Annotated in this window: 13 protein-coding genes; 10 read left to right on the forward strand and 3 right to left on the reverse strand. The window is 68.5% G+C overall.

Annotated elements, in window-relative coordinates; translation table 11 throughout:
* Positions 1 to 49: 49 nt before the first annotated feature.
* A complete protein-coding gene (locus MCBMB27_RS11775; protein WP_075381939.1) occupies positions 50 to 1,669 on the forward strand; it encodes a methyl-accepting chemotaxis protein in 1,620 nt (539 codons plus the stop codon).
* A 101-nt stretch (positions 1,670 to 1,770) separates the two neighbouring features.
* Here MCBMB27_RS11775 and MCBMB27_RS11780 read toward each other — a convergent pair whose 3' ends face one another.
* A complete protein-coding gene (locus tag MCBMB27_RS11780; protein ID WP_043346497.1) occupies positions 1,771 to 2,040 on the reverse strand; it encodes a hypothetical protein in 270 nt (89 codons plus the stop codon).
* Between the two features lie 83 nt (positions 2,041 to 2,123).
* Entirely contained in the window at positions 2,124 to 3,074 is a 951-nt protein-coding gene (locus tag MCBMB27_RS11785; RefSeq protein ID WP_236952955.1) for an SGNH/GDSL hydrolase family protein, read from the reverse strand.
* 261 nt (positions 3,075 to 3,335) lie between these two features.
* Here MCBMB27_RS11785 and MCBMB27_RS11790 point away from each other — a divergent pair, with 261 nt between their 5' ends.
* The 3 genes from MCBMB27_RS11790 (at position 3,336) to MCBMB27_RS11800 (ending at position 7,665) form a co-directional block, all read left to right on the forward strand.
* The gene (locus MCBMB27_RS11790) at positions 3,336 to 4,613 is read left to right on the forward strand and encodes a lipase family protein (RefSeq protein ID WP_075380485.1); all 1,278 of its coding nucleotides are present in this window, start codon (positions 3,336 to 3,338) and stop codon (positions 4,611 to 4,613) included.
* Positions 4,614 to 4,760: 147 nt separating this feature from the next.
* Positions 4,761 to 6,188 carry a hypothetical protein gene (locus tag MCBMB27_RS11795; RefSeq protein ID WP_091955485.1) on the forward strand — a complete coding sequence of 476 codons (1,428 nt, stop codon included), beginning with the start codon at positions 4,761 to 4,763 and terminating at the stop codon, positions 6,186 to 6,188.
* Between the two features lie 259 nt (positions 6,189 to 6,447).
* The gene (locus tag MCBMB27_RS11800) at positions 6,448 to 7,665 is read left to right on the forward strand and encodes a flagellin N-terminal helical domain-containing protein (protein ID WP_043346491.1); all 1,218 of its coding nucleotides are present in this window, start codon (positions 6,448 to 6,450) and stop codon (positions 7,663 to 7,665) included.
* Between the two features lie 553 nt (positions 7,666 to 8,218).
* On the opposite strand, the gene MCBMB27_RS28820 is transcribed toward MCBMB27_RS11800, so the two are convergent.
* Complete coding sequence (locus tag MCBMB27_RS28820) at positions 8,219 to 9,295, reverse strand: hypothetical protein (protein ID WP_083683481.1); 1,077 nt, start codon at positions 9,293 to 9,295, stop codon at positions 8,219 to 8,221.
* A 437-nt stretch (positions 9,296 to 9,732) separates the two neighbouring features.
* Here MCBMB27_RS28820 and MCBMB27_RS11810 point away from each other — a divergent pair, with 437 nt between their 5' ends.
* The 6 genes from MCBMB27_RS11810 to MCBMB27_RS11835 all read left to right on the forward strand — a co-directional run bounded on the left by MCBMB27_RS11810 (position 9,733) and on the right by MCBMB27_RS11835 (position 15,009).
* The gene (locus tag MCBMB27_RS11810; RefSeq protein ID WP_075380487.1) at positions 9,733 to 9,981 is read left to right on the forward strand and encodes a hypothetical protein; all 249 of its coding nucleotides are present in this window, start codon (positions 9,733 to 9,735) and stop codon (positions 9,979 to 9,981) included.
* Entirely contained in the window at positions 9,978 to 10,349 is a 372-nt protein-coding gene (locus MCBMB27_RS11815) for a hypothetical protein (RefSeq protein WP_075380488.1), read from the forward strand. The genes MCBMB27_RS11810 and MCBMB27_RS11815 overlap by 4 nt, the downstream gene beginning before the upstream one ends.
* Before the next feature lie 758 nt (positions 10,350 to 11,107).
* Positions 11,108 to 11,533 (forward strand): hypothetical protein, encoded by a 426-nt coding sequence (locus tag MCBMB27_RS11820; protein ID WP_075380489.1) that lies wholly within the window; start codon positions 11,108 to 11,110, stop codon positions 11,531 to 11,533.
* A gap of 329 nt (positions 11,534 to 11,862) precedes the next feature.
* Entirely contained in the window at positions 11,863 to 12,087 is a 225-nt protein-coding gene (locus MCBMB27_RS11825) for a ribosome modulation factor (RefSeq protein ID WP_043346489.1), read from the forward strand.
* Between the two features lie 164 nt (positions 12,088 to 12,251).
* On the forward strand, positions 12,252 to 14,330 hold the full coding sequence (locus MCBMB27_RS11830) for a sensor histidine kinase (protein WP_083683484.1): 2,079 nt from the start codon (positions 12,252 to 12,254) through the stop codon (positions 14,328 to 14,330).
* A gap of 13 nt (positions 14,331 to 14,343) precedes the next feature.
* A complete protein-coding gene (locus MCBMB27_RS11835) occupies positions 14,344 to 15,009 on the forward strand; it encodes a response regulator (RefSeq protein WP_043346486.1) in 666 nt (221 codons plus the stop codon).
* The last annotated feature ends 82 nt before the right edge of the window (positions 15,010 to 15,091 follow it).

Below are 15,091 nucleotides of genomic sequence, written 5' to 3' on the forward strand. Positions count from 1 at the left end.
CGCGGCCCATCCGGCGCCGTCCGCAGCTCCGAGCAGGATGAAGCAGACCATGCCCCAATCGCTGGGTCTCAACCGCATATTGGGCGGTGCCATCGGGATCATCGCGCTGGTCTCGGTCCTCAGCAGCGGTGCGGTCCTGGTTACGGGCGATCAATTGCGGGACGCGACCGACGCGCGAAGCCGGTCAAACCAGCTGGTCCGCGCCCTCGACAGCTTCCGCGCGGCCATGCTCAACCAGGAAACCGGGTTGCGCGGCTACCTGATCACGGGGCGCGACGGCAGCCTGGAACCGTACCGAACCGGCCGTCAGACGCTGGACGAGGCGATCGACCGGCTCAGGGGCCTCGTCGGTCAGGATGCGGAGCGGACACGCCTGCTCGCCGCCGCAGTGGCGGCGGCTCGCAGCTGGCAGACCGAGGTCGGCGAGGCGGCCCTCCGCATGGCGGCCGATCCGGCGAAACGGGCCGAGGCGGTCCGCATCGAAGCCGACGGTCAGGGCAAGCAGCTGTTCGACACCTTCCGCGAGAAGCTGTCGGCCATCGAAGGCCTCGAAGAGGTGGTACGGACGGCTCTGGCCGAGCGCGTGGCCCGGGGCGAGCGCAACGAGAGCATCGCCCTGTGGGGCGGAACGCTCATCACCCTCCTGATCTGCCTGGGGATCGGAATCGCCATCAACCGCCTCATCGTCCAGCCGCTGGTGCGCGTGATGGCCTTCGTCGGCCGCGTCGGCGAGGGCGACCTGTCCGGCCAGTTGGCTGTTCGCGCCGGTGGTGAAGTGGGCCGACTTTCAGCGACGCTGAACACGATGGTTGCGGGTCTGTCGGATCTGGCGCGGACCAACCGGGCGGCGACGGCGGACCTGAACGCGGCGGCGGCGGAGATCCGCGCCTCGGCGCAGGAGCAGGCGGCCTCGGTGGAGCAGCAATTCGCGGCGGTGCAGGAGACGGCGGCGACGGTCGACGAGATCACCCATTCGGGCGCGCAGATCAGCAAGCGGGCCACCGAGGTGATCGCCACCGCCCAGGCGACCGCGCAGACCTCCCGCCAGGGCCTGCGCGCCGTGTCCGACACCGCCAAGGCCATGGAGGCGATCCGCGAGCAGGCGGAGGCGGTGGCCGGCAACATCGTCAGCCTGTCGGAGAAGACCCAGACGATCGGCGACATCATCGAGACGGTCAACGACATCTCGGAGCGCACGCACCTGCTGGCGCTCAACGCCGCCATCGAGGCGGCGGCGGCCGGCGAGAGCGGGCGCAGCTTCGCGGTGGTCGCCTCCGAGATGAAGCTCCTGGCCGATCAGGCCAAGGCGGCCACCGGCCAGGTGCGGGGGATCCTGGGCGAGATCCAGCGGGGCATCAACACCTCGGTGATGCTCACCGAGGAGGCGGTCAAGCGCGCCGCCGCCGGCAAGACGCGCTCGGACACGACGCAGCGGACCATCGAGGAGATCACCGCCCGGGTGGAGGAGAACGTCCAGACCTTCCAGCAGATCGTCGCCTCGACCAACCAGCAGCAGCTCGGCATCGAGCAGGTGATGGGCGCGCTCCAGAACATCCGCCAGGCCAGCCAGCAGACCGCGGCCGGCACCCGGCAGGTCGAGGCCGCCTCCGCCAACCTCACCGAACTCGCCCAGGCCCTCATGGCCCTCGCCGAACGCTACCGGAACTGAGGCGGCGCGCCCCTTGGCCGGATCGTCCAGTCCCGGTTCTGCCGACCCGGCCCTTCGCTTCGTACGGACCGAGTGGGACCGAGTGTCAGGCCCGGGGCGGTTCAGCCGCGACGGGCGGAGCGATGGGCCGGACGGCGGGCGCCGGCATCCGCACGCCGGCGTGCGGCCCGGACGCGCTCGATGTCGGTTATCCCGACCGGACTGGGCGGCGCGTCGCGGGTGAACGGCATGCGACTGCGGACATCGCCGTAATAGTCCGACCCCCCCATTCCGAAACTGCCCGCAACCACGGCTCCGTCCAGGCGCGTATCGCCGGCTGCTGCGCCCGTGGCGATGAGGACGAGGACAGGGGCGGCGAGGAGGAGGCGCATGGAAGCATCTGGCCGCCAATCTGCGGCAGCTTTGCGACGGTTGCCGTCACGAGCGCGTCCCGGGCTGTCGGGCCGTCTTCGGTTCAGGCGTCCGGGTCGCCGTGGGGGGAGCGGGTCGGACGCGGGTGCGGCTTCTGCCAACCCGTCCGACCTTGCGCGAAGCCGACTTCAAGAAAGTGGATCAGCGGATTGACGCCTGCGGCGCGGACGTCGGCGTTGGCTTCGAGATAGCCGTCGGTGCTGAACTGTCCGCTCGGGTCTCGCCCCTCGCGCCATCCCAGATCGAGGTAGTGCCGCGCCAGCCCGTGGGGATACCGACACGTGTCGGCGTACCAGCTCCTGTAATATTCCTCATCGAAACCCGGGAGCGCGCTGTCCAGGTAGGGCTCGGATTTGAAGTGCGTCCGGACGTGGCTGGCGATGCGGGCGGCGACGGCCGTGTAATCCCGCAGGTAGGTGCCATCGACGAAGGCGTCATCCTCGGCCAAGCCGAAACGGGCGCCGCGCAATCCCGCAAACGGATCGAAGAACGAGACGCCGCGGCGCACGCAGACAGCGCGGAGGCAATCCGAATAGACTTCGACCGCGGCAGGGTCGCGTTCCGATGCCTTCGCGGCAGGGGTCGGGGGTAACGCCGCCACGAGCGTATCGAGGGTCCAGGCCTGGAGGCGATCGACGATCCGGTCTGTCTGCCCGAAGAAGTCGTCGGTCGCCGCCTTCGACAGCGCCGAGCGGGTACGGATGTCGTTCGTCCCGATGATCAGGACGGCGAGCAGAGCCGGCAGGGGCGCGCGCAACAGATCGAGGGCGCGGCCACAGGAGCGCGCCGTCGCTCCGGCGATGCCCGCGTTCAGGACCGGGCGCGGAACGATCGGTCGCGGCATGAGCGCCGCATGCGCGTCCCCGACCAGAACGATGCAGCCGCTCGGCGCAGCATCGAAGCCAGCCTGGAGGTGGCCGAGCCCGTGACGTCGGAGGGCGCCGGTGCGAAACGCCCTCAAGGCCCCCGAAAAGCGCATGCGAATCTTGAACACTGCCCCCGCGTCCCGCACCGTAGGAGGTTCAGTTTTCACAAGTCCAGTCTTTCTCCAGCCTGCCAGCGCCTTTTGACCTCGCCCCCCTTGTCATGGGAGGGAGATCCCCAGGACGTCCGGATGATGAATGATGGCTCGCGGCGGAACCGTCTTCGGCGGCGGGCTGTTGAGGAGCCCGCTCGGTCGTGCAATGGAGCGCGCGCCCATCGGCGCCGTCGACCGCCACAATCCTTTCGCGTGCTCAGGTCCTTGTCCGATCCTATGGTCCGCGGCTACTTATCGTTCACCCCATTCAAGTTGAGAGACCTTCATCCGGCACCGGTCGGGCGACGGCACGTTTTCTTCATTCACGGCTTCGACGCCCGCAGCGGGATCCGGTTTCCTGCGTTCTTCAAACGGGAACTCGGCCGGCATACGGCCCGGTTCGGAACCATGCCACGCGCGGTCTCGGAGATCCGGACCAGCGCCGACGGTCTCAGCCGGACCTGGACGGTCGGCCCGCCGGCCGATGGCGACGGCGCCGCCGTCTGTTGCGAGACCTTGATCTGGAGCGACATTGTCCACGCGGATCTCTCCCGGCCCGTGCTCCGCCAGCTGGCGCTGCTGGCAAGAAGCGTCGTTTCGGGGCTCGCACAGGGCTTGTTTTTCAAGACGGCGCGCTTCGGATGGCCCTACACCCTGCTCAGCGCTTTTCCGTTCTTCGTCGTCTTCGTCGTCCCGGCCCTGCTGATCTCGGCCGGCACGGCGCTCTTCGCCGTCCTGAAACCGTTATCGCCGATGGAAACGGTCGGGGCGGCGCTGATCTGCGCCGTGGCCGCGGGCGCGGGTCTCTACGCCATCCGCAAGGCGCTGGGCCGGCTGTTCTTCTGGCATATCCTGAGCATACGCATCTTCTTCTGGCAGCATGCCACGGGCCGGCGACCGGATTACGAGGCGCGAATCGCGCTCTTCAGCGAGCGAATCCTGACGGAACTGGCACAATGGCGTGCGCATCCGGCGGAGGCGCCCGATGAGGTCATGATCGTCGGTCATTCCCTCGGCGCTGCCATGGCCGTGGAGGTCGCTGCCCGGATCCTCGCGCGCCTCGGTACGGACGATCGGCCCCTACCCCGCCTGTCCCTGGTCACGCTGGGCTCGGGGCTTCCCTTCGTCGCGTTGCCGAAGGAAGCCGTGGGAATCCGCGATCGCATCGCGTCGCTCGTCTACAGCGACCGCATCGTCTGGTGCGACTATCAGGCGCCGCAGGATTGGCTCAACTGCTACGGGTTCAACCCCATTTTCGACATCGGTCTCGAGAGACCGGCCTTTCTCGCCCACAATCCATTGATACGATCGGCTGGGGTCAAGGACCGGATACCGGAATGTGACTACAAGCGCTTGCGTCTTCGGCCGTTCCACATGCACTTCCAGTTCCTGAAAGCCAATTTCAGGCCCGGAGAATACGATTTCTTCGAGATGATCCTGGGCCGGCAATCGCTCCTGGGTCGCGCCCTCCGTCCGAACTGCCGGCGCCCCGTCGCCCCTGCGCAGGATCCATAGGGTCGGCGTCGGTCGGATGCCGACCCACCCGCGATCCAGGCGTTCAGGCCGTCGGCTGCAGGGCCGCCTTATTCAGGTCGCCAGTCTCGGGACAGGTGCTCCGGCCGGCGTTGAAACGGACGGCGCGCATCGCGGGAGATCGTGAGAGTGAAGCCCGGTTCTGCCCTGCTCATCGGCGCCCTTTTCGGCCTGGTGCTGGCGTCGCTCGCCCTCCCGGCTCGGGTCGAGGCCGACTGGAAGGGACCGGACGCGCAGCCCCTCTTCGTCAACGAGGCGAATCCGGCCGGCTACAATTACGCGCCCAGCATCATCTCGGAGAACGGCGTCACCGATTTCTGGTGGTGCGGTCAGGGCCAGACCGATGTCATCTTCCATCGATCCTACGACCCGCAGACCGGCTTCTCGCCGGCCCGGATCGTGTTCAAGCCGACGCCCGGCTCCTGGAACCGCCAATACGTCTGTGATCCCAGCGTGATCCGGGGCCGCTTCGTCAACCCAGGGGACGGCCAGACCTACACCTATGCGATGTACTATTCGGGCGCGGACAACCAGCCTGGGAACAACAATCAGACCGGTCTCGCATTCTCGAACGACAAGGTGACGTGGGTCGACTATCCCGAACCGGTCATCAGGCCGCTCAACCCGGCGGTGGCGCAGGGCAATTACGGCACCGGTCAGCCGGCGTCGTTCACGGACGGCAAGTCCGGTCTCTTCGTCTTCACGACGGACCTCACCGGACCACAGGGCGTTGCCGGCTTCGGCGATCTCTACGTCCGTCACACCGCGGACGGCATCCATTTCGGGGCGCCGGTGCGGATCCCCAACGGGACGACCGATGGAGCGACCATCAATCCGAACTCCGATTTCGCGTACGATGCCAAGACGGGAGACGTCTACGTCATCACCGGGCTTCCGGGTCGCGTGTGCCATCAGGTCGCCTGCAAGGATCCGGCCCGCAACCCCGACCGCGAGACCTACCAGATGGGCCTGTTCAAGATGCCCTTGAAGGTCCTGTTGAGCGGGTCACCGGCACGTTGGACGCCGCTCGGCTATCTGAACTCCGACGTGACCGGCTTCTATCTCAATCACAGTCCGGGCTTCCGGCGGGACGGTACGGGGCGCCTCACGCCCTTCCTGCCGGACATCACCGTCTTCTTCTCGGGCGGCGACCCTTACCCGGGCACGTGGCGGATCGCCGAGGCGCGCGCGACCCGCGGTGCCGACCGTCTCCCCTTGCGGCGCGCCATTGGTCCCGCCGGACATTGGGTCACGACGGGCTATGTCGCGCCCGCCTACAGGGCCGAGGGCAGCGTCGGCAGCGTCTTGACGCTTTCGGCCCCCGGGACCGCAAGACTGATGAGTTGCGTGGCGGGACAGGATCACTTCCTCAGCCGGGACGTGCGCTGCGAGGGGCAGACCCCGCTCGGGCAGACCGGCTACGTCTACGAGGCCCCCAGGCCCGGCAGCCACCCCATCTACCGCTGCAATGCCGGCGGTCGCGATCACTTCGTATCGACCCTCGCGGGCTGTGAAGGGCATACGACCGAGGGCCTACTCGGCTACGCACTCGATTGACTTCCCTTCGCGCGGCTCGCCGTACCGGTCCGACCACTGAGATATCAGGCGGCATGAGCGACCGCGCGTGATCAAGTCTCCAATCGGCCGATACCGGCCTGTGCTGCAGCGGGCAGATGAGCCTAGCGCCGGCGCAGGGTTTCGGAAGGAGCGGCGGGGCGCTGAAAATACTCGCGCAGTTAATCCGTATTTAACCTTAAGCGGTATTCTTAAGCGATCCCCGAGAATCGGGTTGCTCCGGTTGGAAAGTTAGCGATCCATGTCTTCCATCACCCTGTCGGCCGCGACACGCCAGAACCTGCTCTCCCTGCAGGATACCGCCCAGCTGATGGCGACCACGCAGAACCGCCTCGCCACCGGCAAGACGGTCAACTCCGCCCTCGACAACCCAACCAACTTCTTCACCTCCCAGTCCCTCGACGCCCGGTCCTCGAACCTGAACACCCTGCTCGACGGCATCTCCAACGGCGTCCAGACGATCCAGGCCGCCAACCAGGGCATCACCTCGATCCAGAAGCTGGTCGATCAGGCCAAGTCCATCGCCAACCAGGCCCTCTCGACCCAGCTCTCCACCACCGGAACCGCCGCCAACGCCTACAGCGCCAGCACCGCCTCCCAGACGGTGCTCCTGACCATCAACGGCACCTCCGTGTCGGCCACCATCGCCGCCTCGTCGAGCATCAGCGCCACCGTCGCGGCCCTGAACGCCGCCGTCAGCTCGGCGTCGACCTCGTCCAGCGGCTCGTTCGGCGCGGGCGCGATCTTCTCGGCCGACAGCACCGGCACGAAGATCGTCCTGAACGCCCAGGCCGATGTGGAGTTTCAGAACTCCGGCAGCCAGACGGCGCTCGGCTTCACCGGATCGAGCACCACCGCCTCGACCTACGGCACCGCCGCCACCACCGTCGTCTCCAGCGACCTCTCGATCTCCGGCGTGTCGCAGCGCGCCTCTCTGGCGAGCCAGTACAACAACCTGCTCAACCAGATCACGCAGCTCGCCGGCGATGCCAGCTACAACGGCGTCAACCTCATTGCCGGCAAGGGCAATGACATGAACATCAAGTTCAACGACACCGGCAGCTCGAACCTGAACGTCGCCTCGGTGGATGCCACGTCCAGCGGCCTGGGCCTGTCGTCGATCACCAACTCGAACAGCACGTCCAGCCAGAACGGCCTCGGCAACTTCCTGTTGAACTCGGACGTCAACAAGACCCTGTCGACCCTGACGAGCGCCGGCAACACGCTGAACTCCGCGGCGAGCGCGCTCGGCTCGAACCTGTCGGTCGTGCAGAACCGCCAGGACTTTTCCAAACAGCTGATCAACGTGCTGCAGACCGGCTCGGCCAACCTGACCAACGCCGATCTGAACCAGGAAGCGGCCAACTCCCAGGCGCTGTCGACCCGGCAGTCGATGGGCATCTCCGCCCTGTCCCTGGCCAACTCCGCGCAGCAGGGCGTCCTCCAGCTCCTGCGCTAATCCTGCGCTAAGCCTTCGTCACATCATCGCCATGACGGCCGGAGCGACGCTCCGGCCGTTTGTATGAGGAGCGTCGGACAACGACGGATTCCCTTGAGCGCCGATGGCATCGCGGGCCGCAGCCGATACGGCGTGAGAGGCTGCGCCACGCCCCGAATACCGACGCGCTTCGGCAAGCGCGTCCTCGAAACCATTCGACAGCCCGCCAGCCTGGACCGGGGCGGATCCATGGGTGCGGTCCCCGAGGATGCGGGAACCGTGTCGATTACGCTTTCAGCGGCAGGGACCCGATCGTCTCCAAGATGCATTGCGGCTTAGAGATCGGACAACGCGACGGATTTCTCGTCTGTCGGCTCGCACGGCTTCGAACAAGCCCTGTGACTGGGGCGCAGAGAAGGGATTATCTTCCCTACGGCGGGCAGGCGAGGTCGCCGCCCGGCCACCTGATCTGCGCGGCCAAGTCCTGAAGACGCTGGCGCGTCAAAGCGATCTTGCATGCCCCGGAAAGCATCGGGGCGAGGCTGCCGTTGTTCCCGGGCGTCGTGGCGTCGGCTCACGGTTGGTCGGCGTCCGGGACCGCGCCGCGGGCGCGGAAGCCGTAATATCCGCGGTCGGCGTCGAACAGGACATCGAAACCGTTCAGGACGTGCAGCCCCGTATTGACGAAGGGTTGCGGGCGCGTGGTGTTCAGAACGATGCGCTCCGGTGCGAGTCCCGTGGCGTGGTCGCCGACGGTGACCGTGTAAGCGGCGGCGGCGCCGAAGCGAAAACGCAGTCGCGTTCCGGGAAGGAGCGCACTGTGACCGGTCGCGTCGGTCTGAAGGCTGGTGGCCACCTCCGAGGGCGGCAGGGTCAGGAACATGGCGGTGACGCCGGTGTCGAGCAGTGCCCGGCCGCAGGCGCCCGGCTCCTGACCGTCGACGGAAATGCACACGGGCACGCCCAGCCAGTCGCCCGGCACGCGCGGGTGGGGATCGAGCTTGACGAAGCGGTAGCGGCCTTGGGTGTTTGCGCGCGTCAGGCCGACATGGACGCCTCGGGCGGTGAGCACGTAGCCGCGCCGGATCGCACCGGGGCCGGACGGCTCCGCATTGAGCAGGGGATTGGTGTCGGGCGTGCTCTGGCTCTGGCTGTCGTCCTCGCGGCCGAATCCGATGCCCAGCATGGCCACGTGCTCCGGCGCCTCTTCCGGGGTGCAGTGGCGGGCCTGCGCGGTGCAGGCGATGCGGTCGACCGCGAGGACCGGGATCGGCCGCGTCGCCACGCTCTCGCCGTCGCGGCCCCACAGGTTTACCGGGACGCGTATCCAGCGACCGATCATGATGCGGCCGGAGCTCGTGTAGGTGATGCGCCCAGGCTGGCTGGGCAGCGTCGCGTTGTCGGGGATGCGGCTGGCCGAGACCACGATGCCGGTCGAGCCGGTATCCACCAACACGGGCCGGGCCGCGCCGCCGAAGGAGAGCCCGAGCCGCGGCGACTGCGCGATGGCGTCGCCGGGTTGCGGTGCATTCAGGAAAGGCAGGAACACGCCACGCCGGTCCTCCAAATAGCTCGGGCCGTCCTCGGCCTTCGCGAACTTAGCCTGTCCGAGAAGCCCGGCCACAGCGAAACCCGCACTCAGGACAGCCAAACCCGATCTTGCGCCGTGACCGCGCGCCTGAGCGTCGCCGCGGGGACGTTGCAAAGCCTGCCGCATGCCGGTCCTCCGCGGGACGATATCTGAGCGATCCCGCTCACATGCTCGGCCCTTCCGGGCAACGCTTCAATCCACGCGCCCTCGATGGGCGGCGAGCCCGCGCCGGCTGAACGGCAGCGCCGATCCGTGCATCCACGGTGTGACATTGTGTCCAGATCCCGCGGCGGATAATCCTGTCGTGCGCCCGAACTGGGTGCACCCCGTCTCGAGGATCATGAGCTCGGGCCGCGACCCGGGGCAGGAGGACGTTCTTGCCGAGAGCCGAACCGGGATCTGCCCGGACGTCCGCCGCTCGCACCGCGATCACTCCGTTCGGCTTGATCGGCCAGAATCGAAGACGACCAGCCCGGGCAGCACCCGATCCGGCGGCCTTGGCCGAGACCGCCCACGGCGCAGCCGTGATGATCGGCAAGAACAGCGTGAGGCAGACCACGACGGTCGGCGAAATCCTGACGCTGCCCGTCACGACCGGCGCGACGCCCCGTCACCGCCGCGGCCACGGGAACTCGCATGGGGCGCGACCGGTGCAGACGGGCATCGACCGGATCGCCCCCGCCCGCCGGCCGGACGATGCGCATTTCCGACCAATCCGCGCCCGCCCGAAGGAGGATGTCCGATGAACGCCCTCGAGACCAAATGGCCGGGCCGGTCCCGCCGGCGTCTGCGCGTGATCCTGATCCTGACGGTCGTCGCGTGGCTGCCGGCTTTGCCCTTCGCCGCCGGTGCCGCGCTGACCAGCCTCACCGGCTGCCAAGTCAACGAGGCAAACACGTATCCCTGCCCGGTCGCCGGTCACGATATCGGCGAGCTGCTGTACGGGCTGATGATGACGGGGTGGGTGTTGATCGCCTTCCTGCCGTTCATGGCCCTGACCCTGCTGCTCGCCGCCGTGCAGGGCTTGCTGATGCTGGTCGGAGCGTTGCGGCGGAGAGGAGAGACGCGTCACAAAACGCACGATCGGGCGCGCCATGATCTTCGTGGAGGATGAAGGCGTCAGCGCGATTGGTCGAGGCGTTGGCTTCGCGGAAGCCGCGGGTCTCCGACGTCGGCCCGGCCGCGCCGCCGCACATGGGGTTACGAGGTCGTCCGGCGGCCGAGCACGCGGGGCATCCGCCTCGGTGACGGCTCTCCCTGGGTTCCGGCCATCCGCAGGCTTCTCCCAATTCTAAACGCCCGGCTACGCCCAGGGTCCGTTGGCCTGAGGCCAGTCCAGGCCGTGCCACCGTCTCTCGGTCCAGACCGGACTGTGCGCGCGCGGGACCTCGGAGAGATCGGACGCGAGCAGGCCGCCTCCGAATCGCGCCCAGTCCTCTAGCGTACGCGTCCGGCCGGCCTGCGGACCGTGCCGCTCCCGCGTGATCTTCAGCGGGGATCCCACGCGCCCACAACGCCGATACCAGTTCCGCGCGCGCCGCACGGGCAGGCCCACCGCCAACTTCATGCCGTTCCCCCTGGCGCGACCATGCGGCGAGGCGCCCTCAGCCCCGTCGACCTAGGCTCCCAACCGCCAAGCTAAGCCAGGCCTTCAACGCAAGCATGTCGGGCCGACCCTGACACGCCTTCCGATCTCTCCGACTGCTGATCGGGCCAGCGGACCACAGATGGGACGGCGGGACAGTGGCGGGAGACTTCGATCTTCGTCCGCCGCCTTCGGGGCACGCCGCCGCATTCGACGGCGGCGAAGGCTCGGTTCCCCGTCCGACCGTGGCCGCACGGTCGTCCTTCCTCTTCCGTGGAGTTCAGCCCATGAAACGTCTTGCGATCACCCTGACGGCGCTCTCGAGCCTCGTTCTGTTTGCGCCGTCGAGCGAAGCGCGGCCCTACGGTCATGGCCCCGGCCTCAATCACGGGCACCACCATCTGGGCCATGGCGCCTGGAGAGGGCGACGCCACGGATTGCACCATCACCGACTCCACCGGCACCACATCCACCGGTTCCGTCCGCACCACAGGCGGTATCGCGGTTATCGGGGTGTGACCTTCCGCCCCTCCGCCTATGGCTACCGGCCGCACGCCTACGGCTACGGCGGTCCCCGTGGGTACCGCGGGCCGGGTTTCGCCACCGGCCTCGGCCTTGCGGCGGCGGGTGCCGGGCCGAACCTCTATCGGCCGGTCTACAGCCGTCCCTACGGCTACCGTTACGCGCCGGCCGGCTACGGCTGCGGCTTCTAGGAAGCCCCTCAGGATCCGGGAAGCCGACGTGCGGCAGCCTCCCGGATCCGTGGGCCATGAAGGCTGTCCGGGTGACCCCTGCGCAGGATCCGGCAAGGAACCGCGGACGTCCCGACAGGCGTCGACGCTCAACGACCGCATGATTTGCCGCTTGGGTGCCGCTTTCGCGCAATGGTCAACGGATGATCGTCTGCACAGCGTGTCGGGATAAACCCGACACGCGTCGGTGAGAGCAGCATCGCGACCTGAAACAGCTTGCTCGACCGTTCGAACTGCGCGCTTCTCACGGTGCGGGACATCATCCCGAGCAGCCGGAGAGATCAGCGCCCATGCTCATGGACATCGTCAAACAGGGGGCCCGCGCGCGTTCCGTCGGTCGGCCCCGCGATGCCTGTCCGTATCCCGGCGAGTCGCGCGAGCGCCGCGCGTGGTTCGAGGGCTATGACGGCTCCTCCTGGGCCGTTGCGACGCGGATGCCGCATCCGGCCCGGATGCTGCCCGGATCGGCGCTGTGCGACACCACCCTCGCTTCGGACGCGCTCCCGCCGGCTTGATCGCGGGGCGACTTTTCCGCGACAGAGCGCGTGGCACACGGGCCGGGACGGGGACTCGGGAGGCAGGTGGCGATGCGCTCGGGACGGCGAGACAGGAAGGCCGAGCCGCCTGAGCGATGGAGGTCTGATTCGCCTTGGCGCGCTGCGTGCCCGCGCCCGGGCCCATGAACATCCGACCCCGCGACGCCGCCATCCACGGGTCTCAGCCCCCGCTGAGCCGCGGCAGCCGCCGGACCTTCATCGCCCTCGCCCTCGCGGCGGCCATACCGGTCCTGTTGCTGAGCGGCTGGGTCGCCACGCTCATGGCGCAGCAGCAGCGCGACCTCGCCCGGAACGCTGCGGTCGCCAGCGCGACCCGTGTGGCCGAGCGGGTCGCCTCGGACATTGCAGCCCAGATCGCGGTTCTCGAAGCGGAGGCCGCCTCCGCCACCCTCGACCGACCGGATCTCGCGGCCTTCTACGCCGAGGCCGAGCGGCTGAGGCAGGCGCATCCGCTGTGGGAGACGGTGGAACTCGCCGGTCCGGACGGCGCTCAGATCGTCAACCTGCTCCGCTCCCTCGAAGAGGAACTGGGACCGACTTCGGACCGGCAGAGCTTCGACGCCGTGGTGCAGACGCGTCAGCCGGTGATCGGCGGCATCGGTCCGGCCGGCCTGATCTCCGGCAAGCGCCTCGTCGCCCTTCGCGTCCCGGTCATCCGCGACGGGATCCTGCGCTACGTGCTGTCGGTCCGGCTTGCCACCAACGCGGTGAGCTCGATCCTGCGGGATGCCGGTGCCCCCGAGGGCTGGGTCGGTACCATCGTGGATGCGGACGGGAACACCATCGCCCGGACCCGGGCCGAGGTCGAGGAACTCGGCCACCCTGCGAATCCCGCCTTGCAGGCGGCGATCCGGCACGCGCCCAACGGATTCTACACCGGCCCGACGCTGGAGGGCGCGAATGTCGAGGTGGTCTACCGGACGCTGAAGCACACCGGCGGCTGGTCGGTGCATTTCGGGATGCCGGTCGCCACACTCAATGCCCCGGTGTCACGGTCGTATGTCGTGCTGGGCGGCGGCAGCTTCGTCAGCATTGGCCTCGCCTTGGCGCTGGTCGGATTGGTGGGCCGCGACATGGCGCAGCGCCGTGCGGGCGAGCAGGCCCGGTTCTCCCTCGCCCTCCGGTCCAGCGAGGAGCAGGGCGCGGTCGCCGCCGAGGCCGCGGAACTCGGCACGTTGCGCTGGGACACCGTCGCGCGCCGGGTGACGGGTTCTGCGCGCGCGGCCGAGCTTCTGGGGTGGCGGGCGGCCGCGGAAGGGCGCGACAGCGCCGTGGACGCCGATACCGTCCTGCAGGCGGTCGAGCCGGAGGATCGCGGGCGCCTGAGCGAAGCCCTGCGCCGGAGCCTCGCGGAGGGTACGCCGCTCGACGTCGAGTTCCGCGTGAACCGGCTCGATCGGGAACCGCGCTGGGTCCGCGTGGCCGGTCGCGTGCCACAGCTTCACGAGGACACCCCGGATGGGCTGATCTACGGCGTGGTCTCGGATATCGAGCCGCGCAAGCGCGCCGAGGCCGAACGGTCCGCGCTGCTCCGCCGCCTCGGCGAGGCGCAGGAGAACGAGCAGCGCCGGATCGCGCGGGAACTCCACGATCAGGTCGGCCAGACGGTGACCGGCCTGTCGCTGGGCCTCAAGAGCATGGAGCGGCTCCTGGCCCGCGGTGCCACAGCCGAAGCCGGAAGGCAGATGGAGTGGCTGCAAGCGCTTGCCGGGGAGATCGGACGCGACATCCATCGGGCTGCCGTCGACCTGAGGCCGACCGCCCTCGACGATCTCGGCCTGCGCGAGGCGCTCGCGACCCTGCTGCGCGACTGGAGCCAGCGGCACGGGATCCGCGCCGATCTGGAATGCCTGAACGAGGCGACCCGTCTGCCGGCCGCCATCGAGACGGCCGTCTACCGGATCGTGCAGGAGGCCCTCACCAACGTACTCAAGCATGCCCGCGCCGCGAGCGTCAGCGTCTCGGTGGAGAAGCGCACCACCGAGATGCGGGTCGTCATCGAGGATGACGGCGTCGGCTTCAACGTCGAGGACCTCCGCGACCGTTCCGGCAGCGATGGACAGGCCAAGCTGCGGCTGGGACTGTCCGGGATCCGCGAGCGCCTGTCCCTTCTCGGCGGGACACTCACGCTGGAATCGTCCCCGGATGTCGGCACAACCCTGTTCGTGACCATTCCCGTACCGCACCATCCCGAACCCTGAGGAGAAGCGCCCGATGGATCGCATCCGCGTCGCCCTGGCCGACGACCACCCCATCGTCCTCGCCGGGATCCGGACGCTCCTGAACGCCGACCCCGAGATCGAGCTGGTGGGCGAGGCGACGAACGGCAGCGAGGCGCTGCCGATGATCCATGCGGCCGACCCCGACGTCGCCGTGGTCGATGTTTCGATGCCCGGTCTCAACGGGCTCGAGCTCACCGAGCGCGTGGCGGATGCGTGCCCGCGGACGCGCGTGCTGGTTCTGACGGTCCATGAGGATGCGGCCTACGTCCAGCCGCTGCTCAAGGCCGGCGCCCGGGGATACCTGCTCAAACGCTCGGCCGCGGAGGATCTGCTCCGCGCGGTCCGCGCCGTCGCCGCAGGCGGCGTCTATCTCGACCCTTCGGTGGCGAGCCATGCCCTGGCGCATCCTGCAGCAGACTCCCGGATCTCGGTGGCCGAGCCTGCCGCAGACGCGCTGAGCCCGCGCGAGACGGACGTCCTTCGCCTGATCGCCCAGGGCTTCAGCAACAAGGAGATCGCGCGCCGCTTCGATCTCAGCGTCAAGTCCGTGGAGACCTACAAGGCGCGGGCCGCCGAAAAGCTCGGCCTGCGCACGCGTGCGGAGATCATCCGTTACGCGGCCGCGCACGGATGGCTCGATGCCCTGGCCCTGCGCTAGGAGCCGCGATTCTTTGAGCGCGACGGATCAAATCGCGGCGCGGTTCGTCTGTCTGGCGGACCGAATACGGATGAGGGGAGAC

Origin of the sequence: Methylobacterium phyllosphaerae (assembly GCF_001936175.1) — a bacterium.
In the GTDB taxonomy this organism is placed as follows: Bacteria; Pseudomonadota; Alphaproteobacteria; order Rhizobiales; family Beijerinckiaceae; genus Methylobacterium; species Methylobacterium fujisawaense.

Coding starts and splice junctions, on each gene's coding strand:
- MCBMB27_RS11790 (WP_075380485.1), top strand. CDS start 3,336: ATGGTCCGCGGCTACTTATCGTTCACCCCATTCAAGTTGAGAGACCTT.
- MCBMB27_RS11835 (WP_043346486.1), top strand. CDS start 14,344: ATGGATCGCATCCGCGTCGCCCTGGCCGACGACCACCCCATCGTCCTC.
- MCBMB27_RS11830 (WP_083683484.1), top strand. CDS start 12,252: ATGAACATCCGACCCCGCGACGCCGCCATCCACGGGTCTCAGCCCCCG.
- MCBMB27_RS11800 (WP_043346491.1), top strand. CDS start 6,448: ATGTCTTCCATCACCCTGTCGGCCGCGACACGCCAGAACCTGCTCTCC.
- MCBMB27_RS11780 (WP_043346497.1), bottom strand. CDS start 2,040: ATGCGCCTCCTCCTCGCCGCCCCTGTCCTCGTCCTCATCGCCACGGGC.
- MCBMB27_RS11775 (WP_075381939.1), top strand. CDS start 50: ATGCCCCAATCGCTGGGTCTCAACCGCATATTGGGCGGTGCCATCGGG.
- MCBMB27_RS11825 (WP_043346489.1), top strand. CDS start 11,863: ATGCTCATGGACATCGTCAAACAGGGGGCCCGCGCGCGTTCCGTCGGT.
- MCBMB27_RS11815 (WP_075380488.1), top strand. CDS start 9,978: ATGAACGCCCTCGAGACCAAATGGCCGGGCCGGTCCCGCCGGCGTCTG.
- MCBMB27_RS11820 (WP_075380489.1), top strand. CDS start 11,108: ATGAAACGTCTTGCGATCACCCTGACGGCGCTCTCGAGCCTCGTTCTG.